This is a genomic window from Pseudomonas sp. LH21 (genome assembly GCF_036549575.1).
GTDB classification, from domain to species: Bacteria; Pseudomonadota; Gammaproteobacteria; order Pseudomonadales; family Pseudomonadaceae; genus Aquipseudomonas; species Aquipseudomonas peradeniyensis.
On the sequence record NZ_CP144367.1, the window covers coordinates 4,882,014 to 4,897,008 of the forward strand.

The following is a 14,995-nucleotide window of genomic DNA, read 5'->3' on the forward strand; positions in this document are numbered from 1 at the left end:
GTTAACCTCGCTTCGCTACGCTGTCGGCCAGGATCGCCAGCACCAGTTGCTGGAAGTCCAGGCCGGCGGCGCGGGCCGCCATGGGCACCAGGCTATGGTCGGTCATGCCCGGTGCGGTGTTGACCTCGAGCAGCCAGAACCGGCCCTGCTCGTCCTGCATCACGTCCAGACGGCCCCAGCCCTCGATGCCAACGGCATCGCAGGCACGCGCGGTCAGGTCGATAAGCTCTTGTTCCTTGGCACTGTCCAGGCCACACGGGATGCGGTACTGGGTGTCATTGGCGATGTACTTGGCGTCGTAGTCGTAGAACACATGCGGGGTGCCCAGCGCGATCGGCGGCAGTACCTGGCCGCGCAGCACGGCGACGGTGAACTCCGGACCGTGGATCCACTGCTCGACCAGTACTTGCGAATCGTATTTGGCGGCGTCTTTCCAGGCAGCGACCAGCTCCTGCTCGCTGTTCACCTTTGCCATGCCGATGCTCGAACCTTCATGGGCAGGTTTGACGATCAACGGGAAGCCCAGTTCCGCACTGGCGGCAACACAATCCTGCTCGCTGCCCAGCACCGCGTGACGCGGGGTCGGGATGCCCAGGCTCTGCCACACCTGCTTGGTGCGTAGCTTGTCCATGGCCAGCGCCGAGGCGAGGATGCCACTGCCGGTGTAGGGAATCCCCAGGCACTCGAGCAGGCCCTGCATGCTGCCGTCCTCGCCGCCACGGCCGTGGAGGATGATGAAGGCACGGTCGATCTTCTCGCGCTGCAGGCGATCCAGCAAGTCGTCACCGACGTCGATGGCGACCACGTCGACACCGGCGCTGGTCAGCGCCTCGATCACGGCCTTGCCCGACTTGAGCGAGACCTCGCGCTCGGCGCTCTTGCCACCGTACAACACGGCGACGCGGCCGAAGGCCTTGACGTCGAGGGTGGAATGCAGCGTGTCGTAGGCGCTGGTCATTTCGACTTCTCCTGCTTGGCGCCAGCGAACAGCGGGCTTTTCATCAGTTGCGGGGCCAGGCCGCCGACATCACCGGCACCCTGGCAGATCAGGATGTCGCCGGCACGCAGCAGCGGCTTGACCAGCGGCGCGAGCTCGGCGCCGCGTTCGATGTAGATCGGGTCGAGCTTGCCGCGCTGACGGATGCTGTGGCACAGCTGGCGGCTGTCGGCGCCGGGGATCGGCTCTTCGCCGGCCGGGTAGACCTCCATCAGCAGCAGCACGTTGGCATCGCCCAGTACCTGGACGAAATCGTCGTACAGGTCGCGGGTGCGGCTGTAGCGGTGCGGCTGGTAGACGATCACCAGGCGCCGGCTCGGCCAGCCGCCACGCACGGCCTTGATCACCGCGGCGACTTCGGTCGGGTGGTGGCCGTAGTCGTCGACCAGCATCACGCTGCCGCCGTCGACCGGCAGCTCGCCGTACACCTGGAAGCGCCGACCGACACCCTGGAAGCCCGACAGGCCCTGGACGATGGCCTCGTCGCTGATGCCTTCGTCAGAGGCGATGGCGATGGTGGCCAGGGCGTTGAGCACGTTGTGGTTGCCCGGCATGTTCACCGACACCTCGAGCGGCTCGCAGTCACGGCGCAGCACGGTGAAGTGGGTCTGCATGCCCTGCTGGCGCACGTTGATGGCGCGGATGTCGGCCTCTTCGCTGAAGCCGTAGGTGACGGTCGGACGCTTGACCTGCGGCAGGATCTCGCGCACCACCGGGTCGTCCAGGCACATCACCGCCAGCCCGTAGAACGGCAGGTTGTGCAGGAACTCGACGAAGGTCTTCTTCAGCTTGTTGAAGTCGCCCTCGTAGGTGGCCATGTGGTCGGCGTCGATGTTGGTGACCACGGCGACCATCGGCTGCAGGTGCAGGAAACTGGCGTCGCTCTCGTCGGCCTCGGCGATCAGGTAGCGGCTGGTGCCCAGCTGCGCGTTGGTGCCGGCCGCGGTCAGGCGGCCACCGATGACGAAAGTCGGGTCCAGGCCACCGGCGGCGAACACCGAGGCCAGCAGGCTGGTGGTGGTGGTCTTGCCGTGGGTGCCGGCAACGGCCACGCCATGGCGATAGCGCATCAGCTCGGCGAGCATCTCGGCGCGCGGCACCACGGGAATACGCCGCTCAAGGGCGGTGGCGACTTCCGGGTTGGCCGGGTTGATCGCACTGGACACCACCAGCACATCGGCGTTGGCGGCGTTCTCGGCGCGGTGGCCGACGAAGATCTGCGCGCCGAACGACTGCAGGCGCTCGGTCACCGGCGACTCTTTCAGGTCGGAACCGGACACTTCATAGCCCAGGTTCAGCAGCACTTCGGCGATGCCGCACATGCCCACGCCGCCGATACCGACGAAGTGGATGCGGCGAATACGGCCCATCTTCGGTTGAGGCATGGCTTTCTGACTCTCAACCATGGGCCACCTCCAGGCAGATATCGACCACGGTGCTGGTTGCGCCAGGTTTGGCCAGGCGGCGGGCGGTACCGGCCATGGCGTTGAGTTTCTCGGGTTGCATCAGCACCTCGTTCAGGCGTTCAGCGAGCTGCGCTGCGCCAGTAGTCGCTTGTGGCATCAGGAAGGCGGCGCCTTCACGAGCCAGGTATTGGGCGTTGTGGGTCTGGTGGTCGTCGATGGCATGGGGCAAGGGCACCAGCATCGAGGGCAGGCCCGCCGCCGCGAGTTCGCTGACGGTCAGGGCGCCGGCCCGGCACACCACCATATCGGCCCAGCCATAGGCATGGGCCATGTCCTTGATGAACGGTTCGACCTGGGCCTCGACACCTGCCTCGTGATAACGCTCGGCGGTGACGGGGGCGTGGTTTTTCCCGGCCTGGTGGAACACCTCGGGGCGCAGGTTTTCCGGCACTTCGGACAGGGCCTTAGGCAACAATTTGTTCAATGGTTCCGCACCCAGGCTGCCGCCCATGACCAGCAGGCGCGCACGGCGCTCGGCCAGGGGCGCGCGCGCCGCGTCCATGAACAGCTCCGGGCGCACCGGATTGCCGGTGGTGCGCAGCTTGTCGCTGGCGGCGAAGGTGTCCGGGAAGGCTTCGCAGACACGCGCGGCCAACGGCAGCAGCAGGCGATTGGTGGTGCCGGCGCGGGCATTCTGCTCGTGGATCACCAGCGGTACCCCGCACAACCGGGCGGCAACACCGCCGGGGCCGGTCACATAGCCACCGAAGCCGACCACGCAGACCGGCTTGAGCTCACGCACGATGCGCCGCGCCTGCAGCACGGCCTTGATCAGGGTGAACGGCGCCTTGAGCAGCGACAGCTTGCCCTTGCCGCGCAGGCCGGTGACCTGGATCAGATGCAACGGCAGGCCGGCCTGGGGTACCAGTTCGTTCTCGATGCCACGCGGGGTGCCCAACCAGTGCACCTTGTAGCCACGGGCCTGGAACTCGCGGGCGCAGGCCAGGGCCGGGAACACGTGGCCCCCGGTACCGCCGGCCATGATCAGGATGTTCTTGCCGTCAGCGGCCATGACTGGTCTCCTCGGCAAAATCGCTCTCCTTGAATTCGTGCTCCTCGCTGCCCAGGTGCGTGCGGCTCTCCCACTCGATCCGCAGCAACAGCCCGACGCAGGCGCAGCAGATCACCAGCGAGCTGCCGCCGTAGCTGAGGAACGGCAGGGTCAGGCCCTTGGTCGGCAGCAGGCCGACGTTCACGCCGATGTTGATCAGGAACTGGCCGATCCACAGGAACGACAGGCCAAAGGCCATGTAGGCGGCGAAGAACTGCTTGGCCTTCTCGGCCCACAGGCCGATGTACAGCGCGCGCACGGTAATGAAGACGAACAGCGCGATGGTCAGCAGCGAGCCGATCACGCCGAGCTCTTCGGCCAGCACCGAGAACACGAAGTCGGTATGCGCCTCGGGCAGGTAGAACTGCTTCTGCACGCTGTTGCCCAGGCCCACGCCCAGCCACTCGCCGCGGCCGAAGGCGATCAGCGCCTGGGTCAGCTGGTAGCCGGAACCGAACTGGTCGGACCAGGGGTCGGTGAAGGTGATCAGTCGCGCCATGCGGTACGGCTGGGCCTGGACCAGCACCACCACCGAAATGACCGCCAGCACCACCATCAGCGAGAAGCGGAACAACCCCACCCCGCCAAGGAACAGCATGGCCGCCGCAGCGCCCATCATCACCACCGTGGCGCCGAAGTCCGGTTCCATCAGCAGCAGGCCGGCCATCGGCAGCAGCACGATGAACGGCTTGAAGAAGCCCATCCAGCTCTCGCGCACCTCGGTCTGCCGGCGCACCAGGTAGCCGGCGAGGTAGATGACCACGAAGACCTTGGCGATCTCCGACGGCTGCACGTTGAAGAAGCTGAAGCCGATCCAGCGCATCGAACCGTTCACTTCGCGGCCAATACCCGGTACCAGTACCAGCACCAGCAGGCCGAAGGCACCGATCAGCATGAGGAAGCCCATGCGCTGCCAGGTGGCGATCGGCACCAGCATGGTCAGCACCCCGGCACCCAGGCCGAGGGTGACGTACACCAGGTGGCGGAACATGTGGTACAGCGGGTTGCCCGACTGCACCGCGGCCACTTCCGAGGACGCCGAGGTGATCATCACCAGGCCCAGGCCGAGCAGTGCCAGGCAACCGGCCAGCAGCGGGAAGTCGAGGTCGATGCCACGGCCGCTGATCAGCGGCGACGGATACGGCTTGAAGATGCCGAAGATCATGCCAGCCCCTCCGTCGCCTGGGCGAACAGGCGCCCGCGTTCTTCGAAGTTCTTGAACATGTCGAGGCTGGCGCAGGCAGGCGACAGCAGCACCGCGTCACCCGGCTGGGCCAGCTCGGCGCAACGCTGCACGGCTTCGTCGAGGGTCGTGACCCGGACTTGCGCCACGGCATCGCCCAGGGTTTCGGCCAGACGCTCGGCGTCACGGCCGAGCAGCACCACGGCACGGCAGTGTTGAGCCACCGGCTCGCGCAGGGCGGCGAAGTCAGCGCCCTTGCCATCGCCACCGGCGATCAGCACCAGCTTGCCTTCGATATCGGCGCCCAGGCCTTCGATGGCAGCCAGGGCGGCACCGACGTTGGTGGCCTTGGAATCGTCGTACCAGTTCACCCCGTTGCGCTCGCGCACCCACTGGCAGCGATGGGCCAGGCCCTTGAACTCACGCAGCGCCTCGAGCATCGGCTCGAATGACAGGCCGGCGGCATGGCCGAGGGCCAGCGCGGCCAGGGCGTTGCTGTGGTTGTGGGCACCACGGATCTTCAGCTCACGCACCGGCATGAGGGTCTGGAATTCGAACGCCAGGTACTTCTCGCCCTCGACCTCGCGCAGGCCAAAGGCCTTGAAGTCCGGCGCGTTGAGACCGAAGCTCCAGCTCGGCCGGCCTTCGACCGGCAACGGACGGCTCAGGGCATCCTGGCGGTTCACCACCACCTGGCGGGCCCCGCGGAAGATCCGGTGCTTGGCCAGGTGATAGGCCGGCAGGCCGCTGTAGCGGTCCATGTGGTCTTCGCTGATGTTCAGCACGGTGGCCACTTCGGCGTTGAGCTGGTCGGTGGTCTCCAGCTGGAAGCTCGACAGCTCCAGCACGTACAGCTCGACGTCGTCGGCCAGCAAGTCGAGGGCCGGAGTACCAAGGTTGCCGCCGACGGCCACACGTTTGCCTGCCTTGGCGGCCATCTCGCCGACCAGGGTGGTGACGGTGCTCTTGGCGTTGGAGCCGCTGATGGCGACGATCGGTGCCTTGGCGTGGCGGGCGAACAGCTCGATGTCGCCGGACAGCTTCACGCCGCGCGCGGCGGCCTGCTGCAGGGCAGGCGTGGCCAGGGCCAGGCCGGGGCTCACGTAGAGCTCGTTGGCCCGGCACAGGAAGTCCACGTCCAGCTCGCCACAGCGCACTTCCACCTGCGGGTATTCACGGCGCAGGGTGTCCAGTTCCGGCGGTTGCTCACGGGTGTCGGCGACCGCAAAGGCAATGCCCCGGTTCGCCAGGAAGCGAACCAGGGACATGCCGCTCTTGCCGAGGCCGACAACGATGCGGAATTGGTCGGAAGCGATCAGTGACACGCTCGTTTACCTCAGTTTCAGGGTGGCAAGGCCAATCAGCACCAGAATCACGGTGATGATCCAGAAGCGGACGATCACCCGTGGTTCAGGCCAACCCTTGAGTTCAAAGTGGTGGTGGATCGGCGCCATGCGGAACACGCGCTTGCCGGTGAGCTTGAACGAAGCCACCTGGATGACCACCGACAGGGTTTCCATCACGAACACGCCGCCCATGATGAACAGGACGATTTCCTGGCGGACGATCACCGCGATGGTGCCCAGGGCCGCGCCCAGCGCCAGGGCGCCGACGTCGCCCATGAACACCTGGGCCGGATAGGTGTTGAACCACAGGAAGCCCAGGCCGGCGCCGATCAGCGCGCCGCAGAACACGATCAGCTCGCCTGCACCCGGCACGTAAGGGATGAGCAGGTACTCGGCGAACTTCACGTTGCCCGACAGGTAGCAGAAGATACCCAGGGCACCGCCGACCATCACCGTCGGCATGATCGCCAGGCCATCGAGGCCGTCGGTCAGGTTGACCGCGTTGCTCGAACCGACGATGACGAAATAGGTCAGCACGATGAACCCGGCACCCAGCGGAATCGCCAGGTCCTTGAGCATCGGGATGATCAGCGTGGTCTCGACGCTGGTCGGCGCGGTCTTGTACAGGAAGATCGCCGCGGCCAGGCCGAACACCGACTGCCAGAAATACTTCCAGCGGCTCGGCAGGCCGCGGGAGTTCTTCTCGATCACCTTGCGGTAGTCGTCGACCCAGCCGATGGCGCCGAACGCCAGGGTGACGATCAGCACCACCCATACGTAGCGGTTGGTCAGGTCGGCCCACAGCAGGGTGCTGATGGCAATGGCCGACAGGATCAGCGCGCCGCCCATGGTCGGGGTGCCGGATTTGGACAGGTGCGATTGCGGGCCGTCGTTGCGCACGGCCTGACCGATCTGGCGGATCTGCAGGGTACGGATCATCCACGGGCCCAACCACAGGGCCAGGGACAACGCGGTCAGCACACCCAGGATCCCGCGCAGGGTCAGGTATTGAAAGACCGCGAAGCCCTTGTGGAACTGTTGCAGATACTCAGCCAACAGCAGCAGCATTAATGTTTCTCCCCGCTGGCACCACACAGTGCGGCCACGACGTTTTCCATCGCAGCGCTGCGCGAGCCCTTGATCAAGATAGTGGTATCGCTGGTATTCTCGGCGCCAACGGCAGCGATTAGCTCAGCTTGAGTAGCGAAATGGCGGCCATTGGCGCCGAACGCCTTGACCGCATGGGCCATGTTGGTACCCACCGCGTACAGCGCGTCGACCTTGCCGCGGGCATAGTCGCCCACCTGGCGGTGGCCTTCCTCGGCCCATTGTCCCAGTTCGCCGATATCCCCGAGCACCAGAACGGTGCGTCCGGAAAAGCCGGCGAGTATATCAATGGCGGCGCACATCGAGGTGGGATTTGCGTTGTAGCTGTCGTCGATGACCCGCACGCCGCTGGGCGCGATCTGCGCCACGGTGCGGCCCTTGACCGGTTGCACGGCAGCGAGGCCGGCGGCGATGCCGCTCAGGCTCAGACCAACGGCATGGGCGGCGGCGGCGGCGGCCAGGGCGTTGCTGACGTTGTGGGTGCCGAGCAGGTTCAACTGCACCGGGACGCTGCCGCTCGGACCGTGCAGGGTGAACGACGGGCAGCCACGGGCATCGCGCCCGATATCACTGGCGTGGAAGTCCGCCTGCGGATTGTCCAGGGCGAAACTGAAGATGCGATGAGCGCCCGCCCGTTTGCGCCAGATCTCGAACGCCTTGTCGGCCAGGTTGAGGATGGCCGTGCCGCCCTCGCCCAGGCCTTCGAGGATCTCGCCCTTGGCTTCGACGATCTTCTCCGGGCCACCGAACTCGCCGACGTGGGCGGTACCGGCGTTGTTGATGATCACCACCTGCGGCCGGGTCAGGCCGACGGTGTAGCGGATCTCGCCGATGCGCGAGGCGCCCAGCTCGATCACCGCGGCGCTGTGCTCCGGAGCGATCTCCAGCAGGGTCAGCGGTGCGCCGAGGTCGTTGTTCAGGTTACCCCGGGTGGCATGCACCGGCCCGCGGGTGCGCAGGATCGCGGCGAGCATTTCCTTGACCGTGGTCTTGCCGCTGGAACCGGTGATGGCCACCACCGGCTTGTCGAAGGCGGCACGGTTCAGCGCGCCGAGCTGACCGAGGGCGACGCGGCAGTCGGCGACCAGCAGCTGCGGCAGGTCGACACCGGCGACTTCGCGCTCGACCAGCGCGGCGACCGCGCCCTTGGCTTTCACGTCGGCCAGGTAGTCGTGGCCATCGAAGCGCGGGCCGGTCAGGGCGACGAACAGTTGGCCGGCAGCGACGGTGCGGCTGTCGATGCTCACACCGGTGAAGCTGGCGTCGGCGCCTGCCAGGCGCGCACCCAGGGCACCGGTCAGCTGGCTGAGAATCATTGGCTTAAGCATGTGGCGCCTCCCAGGCTGCAAGTGCCTTGTCGGCTTCGACCAGGTCGGAGAAGTCATGGCGCTGGCCATTGATCTCCTGGTAATCCTCGTGCCCCTTGCCTGCCAAGACGATCACGTCGTCGACACTCGCACTGGCGATCAGCTGGGCAATGGCCGCGCCACGGCCAGCGACGAACGCGACGGCCGCAGGCTTGGCGAAACCGGGGCGAATATCGTCGAAGATCCGCAGCGGGTCTTCGCTACGCGGGTTGTCGTCGGTGACCAGCACACGGTCGGCCAGGCGCTCGGCCACTTCGGCCATCAGCGGACGCTTGCCGGCGTCACGATCGCCACCACAGCCGAACAGGCACAGCAGCTTGCCATGAGCGTGCGGACGTAGCGCTTCAAGTACTTTTTCCAAGGCATCCGGGGTGTGGGCGTAATCGACCACCACCAACGGCTTGTCACCGCCACCCAGGCGCTGCATGCGGCCGACCGGCCCGTGCAGTTGCGGGGTGACCTTGAGAATTTCGTCCAGCGGATAATCCAGCGCCATCAGCGTGGCTACCGCCGCCAGCATGTTGCTCAGGTTGAAACGCCCCAGCAGGCGGCTGCGCAGGACATGCTCGCCCTGCGGGGTGACGATCACGGCGCGCACGCCATCATCGTTGAAAACAGCCTCTTTGCAGTACAGCGTCGCTGCCGAATCCTGCAGGCTGTAGCTGATCAGGCGCGATGTGGCAGGAGCGTCTGCCAGGCGACGCCCAAAGTCATCATCCAGGTTGACCACCCGGGCGCGCAGGCTTGGCCAGGCGAACAACTTGGCCTTGGCGGCCTCGTAGGCCTCCATGCTGCCGTGGTAGTCCAGGTGATCACGGGACAGGTTGGTCATCACCGCGATATCGAAGTCCAGCGCGGCCACCCGACCCTGTTCGAGGGCATGGGAGGAAACCTCCATGGCCACGGCCTTGGCGCCGCCCTTTTTCAGGTCGTTCAAGGTCGATTGCACGGCGATCGGGTCCGGCGTGGTCAGGCGGCCACTCTGCAACTCGCCGTAGAAGCCGGTGCCGAGGGTGCCGATCAGGCCACAGCGCTTGCCCAGGGCGTCGAGCGCCTGGCCCAGCAGCTGGGTCACACTGGTCTTGCCGTTGGTACCGGTCACGCCGACCAGGTCGAGCTGACGGCTCGGCTCGCCATAGAAGCGCCCGGCGATCTGCGACAACTGACCGATCAGGCCCTTGACCGGAATCAGCGGCGCATCGGTGAGCGGCAGCACGCTGGCGCCCTGCTCTTCATAGGCCACCGCGGCGGCGCCACGGGCCAGGGCATCGGCGATGTGCGCGCGGCCATCGACCTTGGCCCCCGGCACGGCCAGGAACAGGTCGCCCGGACGCACGGCGCGGCTGTCCAGGGTCAGTTCGCGGATCAACGGATCGCGGCTGGCATGGGCGAACAGTTTGCTCAATGGCATCGTCATCAACCTCGCCCTCCCTTGGCGGGTACTGCGCTGGCTTGCTGCGTCGAAGGCGGCAGGTTGTCCGGCGGTACATTCATCAGGCGCAAGGTGCCCGACATTACTTTGCTGAATACGGGGGCCGAGACCAGGCCGCCGAAGTAGCCGCCCTTGCTCGGCTCGTCGATGACCACGACGATGGCGTAGCGCGGGTCGCTCATCGGGCCGAAGCCGGCGAACAGCGAGCGGTAGGCGTTCTCGGTGTAGCCCTTGGAGCCGACGGTGGCCTTGCGCGCGGTACCCGACTTGCCACCCACGTGATAGAACGGCACCTGGGCGCGGAACACCCCGCGCGGCGCCTCGATCACCTGCTGCAGCATGGCCTGCACGGTCTCGGCGGTTTCCTTGGGGATCGCCTGCACGGCTTCCGGCGCCTTGTCGACCTTGAGGATCGACAGCGGCACCATCTTTCCGTCGTTGGCCAGCGCGGCGTAGGCATGCACCAGTTGCAGGGCGGTCACCGACACGCCGTAGCCGTACGACAGGGTCGCGGTCTCGGCCTTGCGCCACTCGCGGTGGTTGGGCAGGTTGCCGACGCGTTCACCTGGGAAGCCCAGGCCGGTGTACTGGCCCAGACCGACCTGGGACATCACCCGGTAGATGGCTTCGCCACCGATATCGAAGGCGATCTTGCTCATGCCGACGTTGGACGAGTTGATCAGGATACCCGTCAGGTCGAGGATCGGGCCCTCGCTCCTGGACACGTCCTTGATGGTGTAGCGGCCGATCTGCAGGCTGCCCGGATACACCTCGACCTTGTCGGTGGGTTTCCAGCGGCCGCTCTGCAGCGCGGCGCTCATGGAGATCGGCTTGACCGTCGAGCCCGGTTCGAAGACGTCGATGATCGCCCGGTTGCGCATGGCCGCCGGGAACATGCTGCGGCGGTTGTTCGGGTTGTAGGTCGGCTGGTTGACCATGGCCAGGACCTCGCCGGTCTTGACGTCCATGATCACCAGGCTGCCGGCCTTGGCTTCCTGTTCGGCGATGGCGTTGCGCAGTTCGCGGGTGGCCAGGTATTGCAGACGCAGGTCTATCGACAACGCCAAGGTCTTGCCGGCCTTGGCGTTCTTGGTTACCTGGATGTCCTTGATCAGCCGGCCGCGCCGGTCCTTGATCACCTGCCGCTTGCCGGGCACCCCGGCGAGCCATTCGTCGTAGGCCAGCTCGACGCCTTCACGGCCATGGTCGTCCAGGTCGGTGAAGCCGACCATGTGCGCGGTGACATCGCCTGCCGGATAGAAGCGGCGGAACTCTTCCAGGCCGTAGACGCCCGGCACCTTCAGGTCGAGCACGTGCTGGCCCTGCTCCGGGGTCAGGCCGCGGACCAGGTAGATGAATTCCTTGCTGGCCTGCTGGGTGAGGCGTTCGGTCAGCTGCTGCGGGTTCTGCCCGAGCGCGGCGGCCAGTTGCGGCCAGCGTTCCTTGGCCGCCTGCATTTCCTTGGGGTTGGCCCACAAGGTAGTGACCGGGGTACTGACGGCCAGCGGCTCGCCGTTGCGGTCGGTGATCAGGCCGCGGTGCGCGGGAATGGGAATATGGCGCAGGCTGCGGGCATCGCCCTGGCCCTTGAGGAAGTCACGGTCGACCACCTGCAGGTCGATGATGCGCCAGCAGATGGCACCGACCATCAGCGCCAGCAAGCCGATCACCACCCTGAACCGCCAGGGGTAGAGTGCACCCTCGAGTTTCATCATGGCGCCACCATCCGCACTTCGTCAGCGGCGGGCACGCGCATCTTGAGCTGCTCGGAGGCCAGGCTCTCGATACGGCTGGAGGCGGTCCAGGTGCTTTGCTCGAGGATCAGCCGGCCCCACTCGGCCTGGGCCTTGTCGCGCTCGCTCAGTTCACCGTACAGGGTGTTGAGCAGCTGGCGGTTCCAGTGGGCGCTATAGGAGACGGCAATGGCCGAAATCAGGACGGCGACGAACAGCAGAAGCATCAGGAAGCTTCCGCCTGGCAAAGGTTTGGCAAACAGCCGGCTCACCGCAACTTCTCCGCCACCCGCATCACGGCGCTGCGCGATCGCGGGTTGGCCTTGAGCTCGGCTTCGGAGGCGAACTGCGCCTTGCCGATAAGCTTGATCTTCGGCTCGAAGGTCTTGTGCTGCACCGGCAGGTTGCGCGGCAGGTTGTCCGCCTCGCCCTTGACCAGCTTGCGCATGAACAGTTTGACGATACGGTCTTCCAGCGAGTGGAAGCTGATCACCGCCAGGCGGCCGCCCACTTCGAGGGCATCGAGCGCGGCTTCAAGGCCCGTCTCAAGGTCACCCAGTTCGTTGTTGACGTGAATACGCAGGCCCTGGAAGGCGCGGGTTGCCGGATTCTTGCCCTTCTCCCAGGCCGGGTTGGCGACCTTGAGCACTTCGGCCAGGTCGGCGGTACGGGTGAACGGCTGCTTCTCGCGACGCTCGACCACGGCACGCGCCATGCGCCCGGCGAAACGCTCCTCGCCATATTCCTTGAACACACGGGCGATTTCCTCGACCGGCGCAGTGGCGATGAACTCGGCGGCGCTGATGCCCTGGTTCGGGTTCATGCGCATGTCCAACGGGCCGTCGTTGAGGAAACTGAAGCCACGCTCCGGGTCATCGAGCTGCGGCGAAGACACGCCCAGGTCGAGCAGGATGCCGCTGACCTTGCCTGCCAGGCCGCGCTCGGCCACTTCGGCGCCCAGCTCGGCAAAGCTGCGCTGCACAATGACAAAGCGGCCGTCTTCGGCCGCCAGCGCTTGCCCGGTGGCAATCGCCTGTGGATCCTTGTCGAACCCCAGCAGCCGCCCTTGCGGCCCGAGCTTGCTGAGGATCAGGCGGCTGTGGCCGCCGCGCCCGAAGGTGCCGTCCAGATAGCAACCGTCGGCGCGCAGGGCCAAGGCCTCGACGGCTTCGTCGAGGAGGACGGTGATGTGGTTGAAGCCGCTATCTATGGTCACAGGATCAGGTCACGCAAATCATCGGGCATGGCGCCCGGTTGTTGAATAGCTGCAAGGTCGGCTGCCGAAACCGCGTTCCAGGCATCCTCATCCCACAGCTGGAATTTGTTCAGCTGCCCCACCAGCATCGCCTTCTTGTCCAGCTTGGCGTACTCACGCAGGCGCGGCGGCACCAGGAAACGTCCGCTGCCATCGAGCTCCAGGTCAACCGCGTTACCGATCAGCAAACGCTGCAGGCGACGGTTTTCCTCACGCAACGACGGCAAGGCGCGCAACTTGGCTTCTATCTGTTCCCACTCATCGAGGGGATAAACACACAAGCAGGGGTCAACGGCGTCGATGGTCACGATCAGTTGACCATTGCAACGCGAATCGAGCTCGTCACGGTACCGGCTCGGCATGGCGAGACGGCCCTTGGCATCGAGGCTGACGGCGTTGGCTCCGCGGAACACGGCTGCGATTCCCCACAATGTTAGCTTTTTTGTGTCAGAAAACCCACTTCATCCCACTTTCTGCCACTTGCGCACACTATAGGAATCCGCCCGCCACACCGTCAAGGCACGTTCATAAGGAAATCCCTTACAGGACGGCGATTTAGCTCAACAAAGGAAGGTGGAAGGATTGCCGGAGAAGAAAACTGACGGGAAAAATCAAACACACTCAAGCGGATAGAGTGCGAAGTTAAAGTGATTTATTAAGAGTAAGAATTTTTCGGTATTACCAGGACGCTTCTGCTATCGATTCAAGCAGGGAGGGAAGAGGTGGAGAGTCGATCTGTAAGCCGGGTTTTGTCGAGGACAGTCATTCCTCTACGACGGCCATCACTGGACGCCTCTAGCAACCTACCCGGTTCCGACGCGGGCCACGCCGTATGGAACCCTATTTGGTCTTGCTCCGAGTGGGGTTTACCTAGCCACGGACTGTTGCCAGCCGTGCGGTGCGCTCTTACCGCACCTTTTCACCCTTACCGGCACCGAAGTGCTTAGGCGGTTGTTTTCTGTGGCACTTTCCGTAGGCTCGCGCCTCCCAGGCGTTACCTGGCACTCTGCCCTATGGAGCCCGGACTTTCCTCCCCCGCCTCTTGCGGAACAAAAGACGGCAGCGACTGTCCGATCGACTCTCCGCCGCCAAGGTTACCGGTAGGCGCGCCCAAGAACAAGCGATGTGACAAATAATACCATTACGCCATTAATGGGATTTCTGTTTCTCCAGCGCCAACTGGTAGAGCAGGTTCTTGCGTACTCCGGTAATCTCGGCCGCCAATGCTGCGGCCTTCTTCAACGGCAGCTCGGCCAGCAGCAAGTCCAGCACGCGCTGGGCCTCGGCGCTGATCGCCTGCTCGCCCTCCGGCGCGCTCCAGCCAGCCACCAATACCACGCACTCGCCACGCTGCTGGTTGCTGTCGTCCTGCACGAACGCGCGCAGCTCGGCCAGGGGCAAACCCTTCAGGGTCTCGAAGGTCTTGGTGATCTCACGGGCCAATAGCGCCGGACGCTCGCCGCCGAACACCGCCTCCATGTCTTGCAGGCATTCGAGGATGCGATGCGGCGCCTCATAGAAGATCAGCGTGCGCGGCTCTTCCCTGACCTGCTCCAGGCGCGCCTTGCGCCCGGCGGCCTTGGCCGGCAGGAACCCCTCGAAGATGAAGCGGTCCGACGCCAGCCCCGCCGCCGACAGCGCGGCGATCAGCGCGCAGGCGCCAGGCACCGGCACCACCTGCACCCCGGCGGCCCGCGCCTGGCGCACCAGGTGATAGCCCGGGTCGGAAATCAGCGGCGTGCCGGCATCGGACACCAGCGCCACATCGTCGCCGGCCAGCAGGCGGGTGATGAAGCGCCCGCCTTCGTCGCGCTCGTTGTGCTCATGGCAGGCCGCCAGCGGCGTGTCGATGCCGAAATGCTGCAGCAGGCGCACCGAGTGACGGGTGTCCTCGGCGGCGATCAGGCTCACGTCGGCCAGCACCTTGAGCGCCCGGGCGCTCATGTCGTCGAGGTTGCCGATGGGCGTGGCGACGACGTACAGCTTGCCCAACGTGGATTTCGAAACCCCTGCAACATCAGTCACTGCGCACACCTGCTTTCCGGATCAAAGGTCGCA

13 protein-coding genes and 1 other RNA gene are annotated in these 14,995 nt (G+C 65.5%); all 14 read right to left on the reverse strand.

The window, feature by feature from the left end; translation table 11 throughout:
• Nucleotide 1: 1 nt before the first annotated feature.
• The gene (locus tag VUG52_RS22275) at nt 2-958 is read right to left on the reverse strand and encodes a D-alanine--D-alanine ligase (protein ID WP_050703852.1); all 957 of its coding nucleotides are present in this window, start codon (nt 956-958) and stop codon (nt 2-4) included.
• Complete coding sequence (gene murC, locus VUG52_RS22280) at nt 955-2,403, reverse strand: UDP-N-acetylmuramate--L-alanine ligase (RefSeq protein ID WP_331832084.1); 1,449 nt, start codon at nt 2,401-2,403, stop codon at nt 955-957. The genes VUG52_RS22275 and murC overlap by 4 nt, the downstream gene beginning before the upstream one ends.
• Entirely contained in the window at nt 2,396-3,475 is a 1,080-nt protein-coding gene (gene murG, locus VUG52_RS22285) for an undecaprenyldiphospho-muramoylpentapeptide beta-N-acetylglucosaminyltransferase (protein ID WP_050703850.1), read from the reverse strand. Before murG ends, murC begins: the two co-directional genes overlap by 8 nt.
• Entirely contained in the window at nt 3,465-4,679 is a 1,215-nt protein-coding gene (ftsW, locus tag VUG52_RS22290; protein ID WP_442964597.1) for a putative lipid II flippase FtsW, read from the reverse strand. Before ftsW ends, murG begins: the two co-directional genes overlap by 11 nt.
• Nucleotides 4,676-6,022, reverse strand: coding sequence for a UDP-N-acetylmuramoyl-L-alanine--D-glutamate ligase (murD, locus tag VUG52_RS22295; protein WP_050703848.1), 1,347 nt, complete (start codon nt 6,020-6,022; stop codon nt 4,676-4,678). Before murD ends, ftsW begins: the two co-directional genes overlap by 4 nt.
• Nucleotides 6,023-6,028: 6 nt before the next feature.
• Nucleotides 6,029-7,111, reverse strand: a complete 1,083-nt coding sequence (gene mraY, locus VUG52_RS22300) for a phospho-N-acetylmuramoyl-pentapeptide-transferase (RefSeq protein ID WP_028689742.1) — start codon at nt 7,109-7,111, stop codon at nt 6,029-6,031.
• On the reverse strand, nt 7,111-8,478 hold the full coding sequence (locus VUG52_RS22305; protein WP_050703847.1) for a UDP-N-acetylmuramoyl-tripeptide--D-alanyl-D-alanine ligase: 1,368 nt from the start codon (nt 8,476-8,478) through the stop codon (nt 7,111-7,113). The genes mraY and VUG52_RS22305 overlap by 1 nt, the downstream gene beginning before the upstream one ends.
• Complete coding sequence (locus VUG52_RS22310) at nt 8,471-9,934, reverse strand: UDP-N-acetylmuramoyl-L-alanyl-D-glutamate--2,6-diaminopimelate ligase (RefSeq protein ID WP_331832085.1); 1,464 nt, start codon at nt 9,932-9,934, stop codon at nt 8,471-8,473. The genes VUG52_RS22305 and VUG52_RS22310 overlap by 8 nt, the downstream gene beginning before the upstream one ends.
• On the reverse strand, nt 9,934-11,661 hold the full coding sequence (locus VUG52_RS22315; RefSeq protein ID WP_162232950.1) for a peptidoglycan D,D-transpeptidase FtsI family protein: 1,728 nt from the start codon (nt 11,659-11,661) through the stop codon (nt 9,934-9,936). Before VUG52_RS22315 ends, VUG52_RS22310 begins: the two co-directional genes overlap by 1 nt.
• On the reverse strand, nt 11,661-11,954 hold the full coding sequence (gene ftsL / locus VUG52_RS22320) for a cell division protein FtsL (RefSeq protein WP_028689746.1): 294 nt from the start codon (nt 11,952-11,954) through the stop codon (nt 11,661-11,663). The genes VUG52_RS22315 and ftsL overlap by 1 nt, the downstream gene beginning before the upstream one ends.
• On the reverse strand, nt 11,951-12,898 hold the full coding sequence (rsmH, locus tag VUG52_RS22325) for a 16S rRNA (cytosine(1402)-N(4))-methyltransferase RsmH (protein ID WP_050703844.1): 948 nt from the start codon (nt 12,896-12,898) through the stop codon (nt 11,951-11,953). Before rsmH ends, ftsL begins: the two co-directional genes overlap by 4 nt.
• Nucleotides 12,895-13,350 carry a division/cell wall cluster transcriptional repressor MraZ gene (gene mraZ, locus VUG52_RS22330; RefSeq protein WP_011535546.1) on the reverse strand — a complete coding sequence of 152 codons (456 nt, stop codon included), beginning with the start codon at nt 13,348-13,350 and terminating at the stop codon, nt 12,895-12,897. The genes rsmH and mraZ overlap by 4 nt, the downstream gene beginning before the upstream one ends.
• Before the next feature lie 309 nt (nt 13,351-13,659).
• Nucleotides 13,660-14,019: RNase P RNA component class A (gene rnpB, locus VUG52_RS22335), an RNA gene on the reverse strand.
• 67 nt (nt 14,020-14,086) lie between these two features.
• On the reverse strand, nt 14,087-14,962 hold the full coding sequence (gene rsmI / locus VUG52_RS22340) for a 16S rRNA (cytidine(1402)-2'-O)-methyltransferase (RefSeq protein WP_050703843.1): 876 nt from the start codon (nt 14,960-14,962) through the stop codon (nt 14,087-14,089).
• Between the last annotated feature and the right edge of the window lie 33 nt (nt 14,963-14,995).

Bases quoted from the DNA above. Each gene is read 5' to 3' on its own strand.
- VUG52_RS22310 (WP_331832085.1), bottom strand. From the start codon at position 9,934: ATGACGATGCCATTGAGCAAACTGTTCGCCCATGCCAGCCGCGATCCG.
- murG (WP_050703850.1), bottom strand. From the start codon at position 3,475: ATGGCCGCTGACGGCAAGAACATCCTGATCATGGCCGGCGGTACCGGG.
- VUG52_RS22315 (WP_162232950.1), bottom strand. From the start codon at position 11,661: ATGAAACTCGAGGGTGCACTCTACCCCTGGCGGTTCAGGGTGGTGATC.
- ftsW (WP_442964597.1), bottom strand. From the start codon at position 4,679: ATGATCTTCGGCATCTTCAAGCCGTATCCGTCGCCGCTGATCAGCGGC.
- VUG52_RS22275 (WP_050703852.1), bottom strand. From the start codon at position 958: ATGACCAGCGCCTACGACACGCTGCATTCCACCCTCGACGTCAAGGCC.
- mraY (WP_028689742.1), bottom strand. From the start codon at position 7,111: ATGCTGCTGCTGTTGGCTGAGTATCTGCAACAGTTCCACAAGGGCTTC.
- VUG52_RS22305 (WP_050703847.1), bottom strand. From the start codon at position 8,478: ATGCTTAAGCCAATGATTCTCAGCCAGCTGACCGGTGCCCTGGGTGCG.
- murC (WP_331832084.1), bottom strand. From the start codon at position 2,403: ATGGTTGAGAGTCAGAAAGCCATGCCTCAACCGAAGATGGGCCGTATT.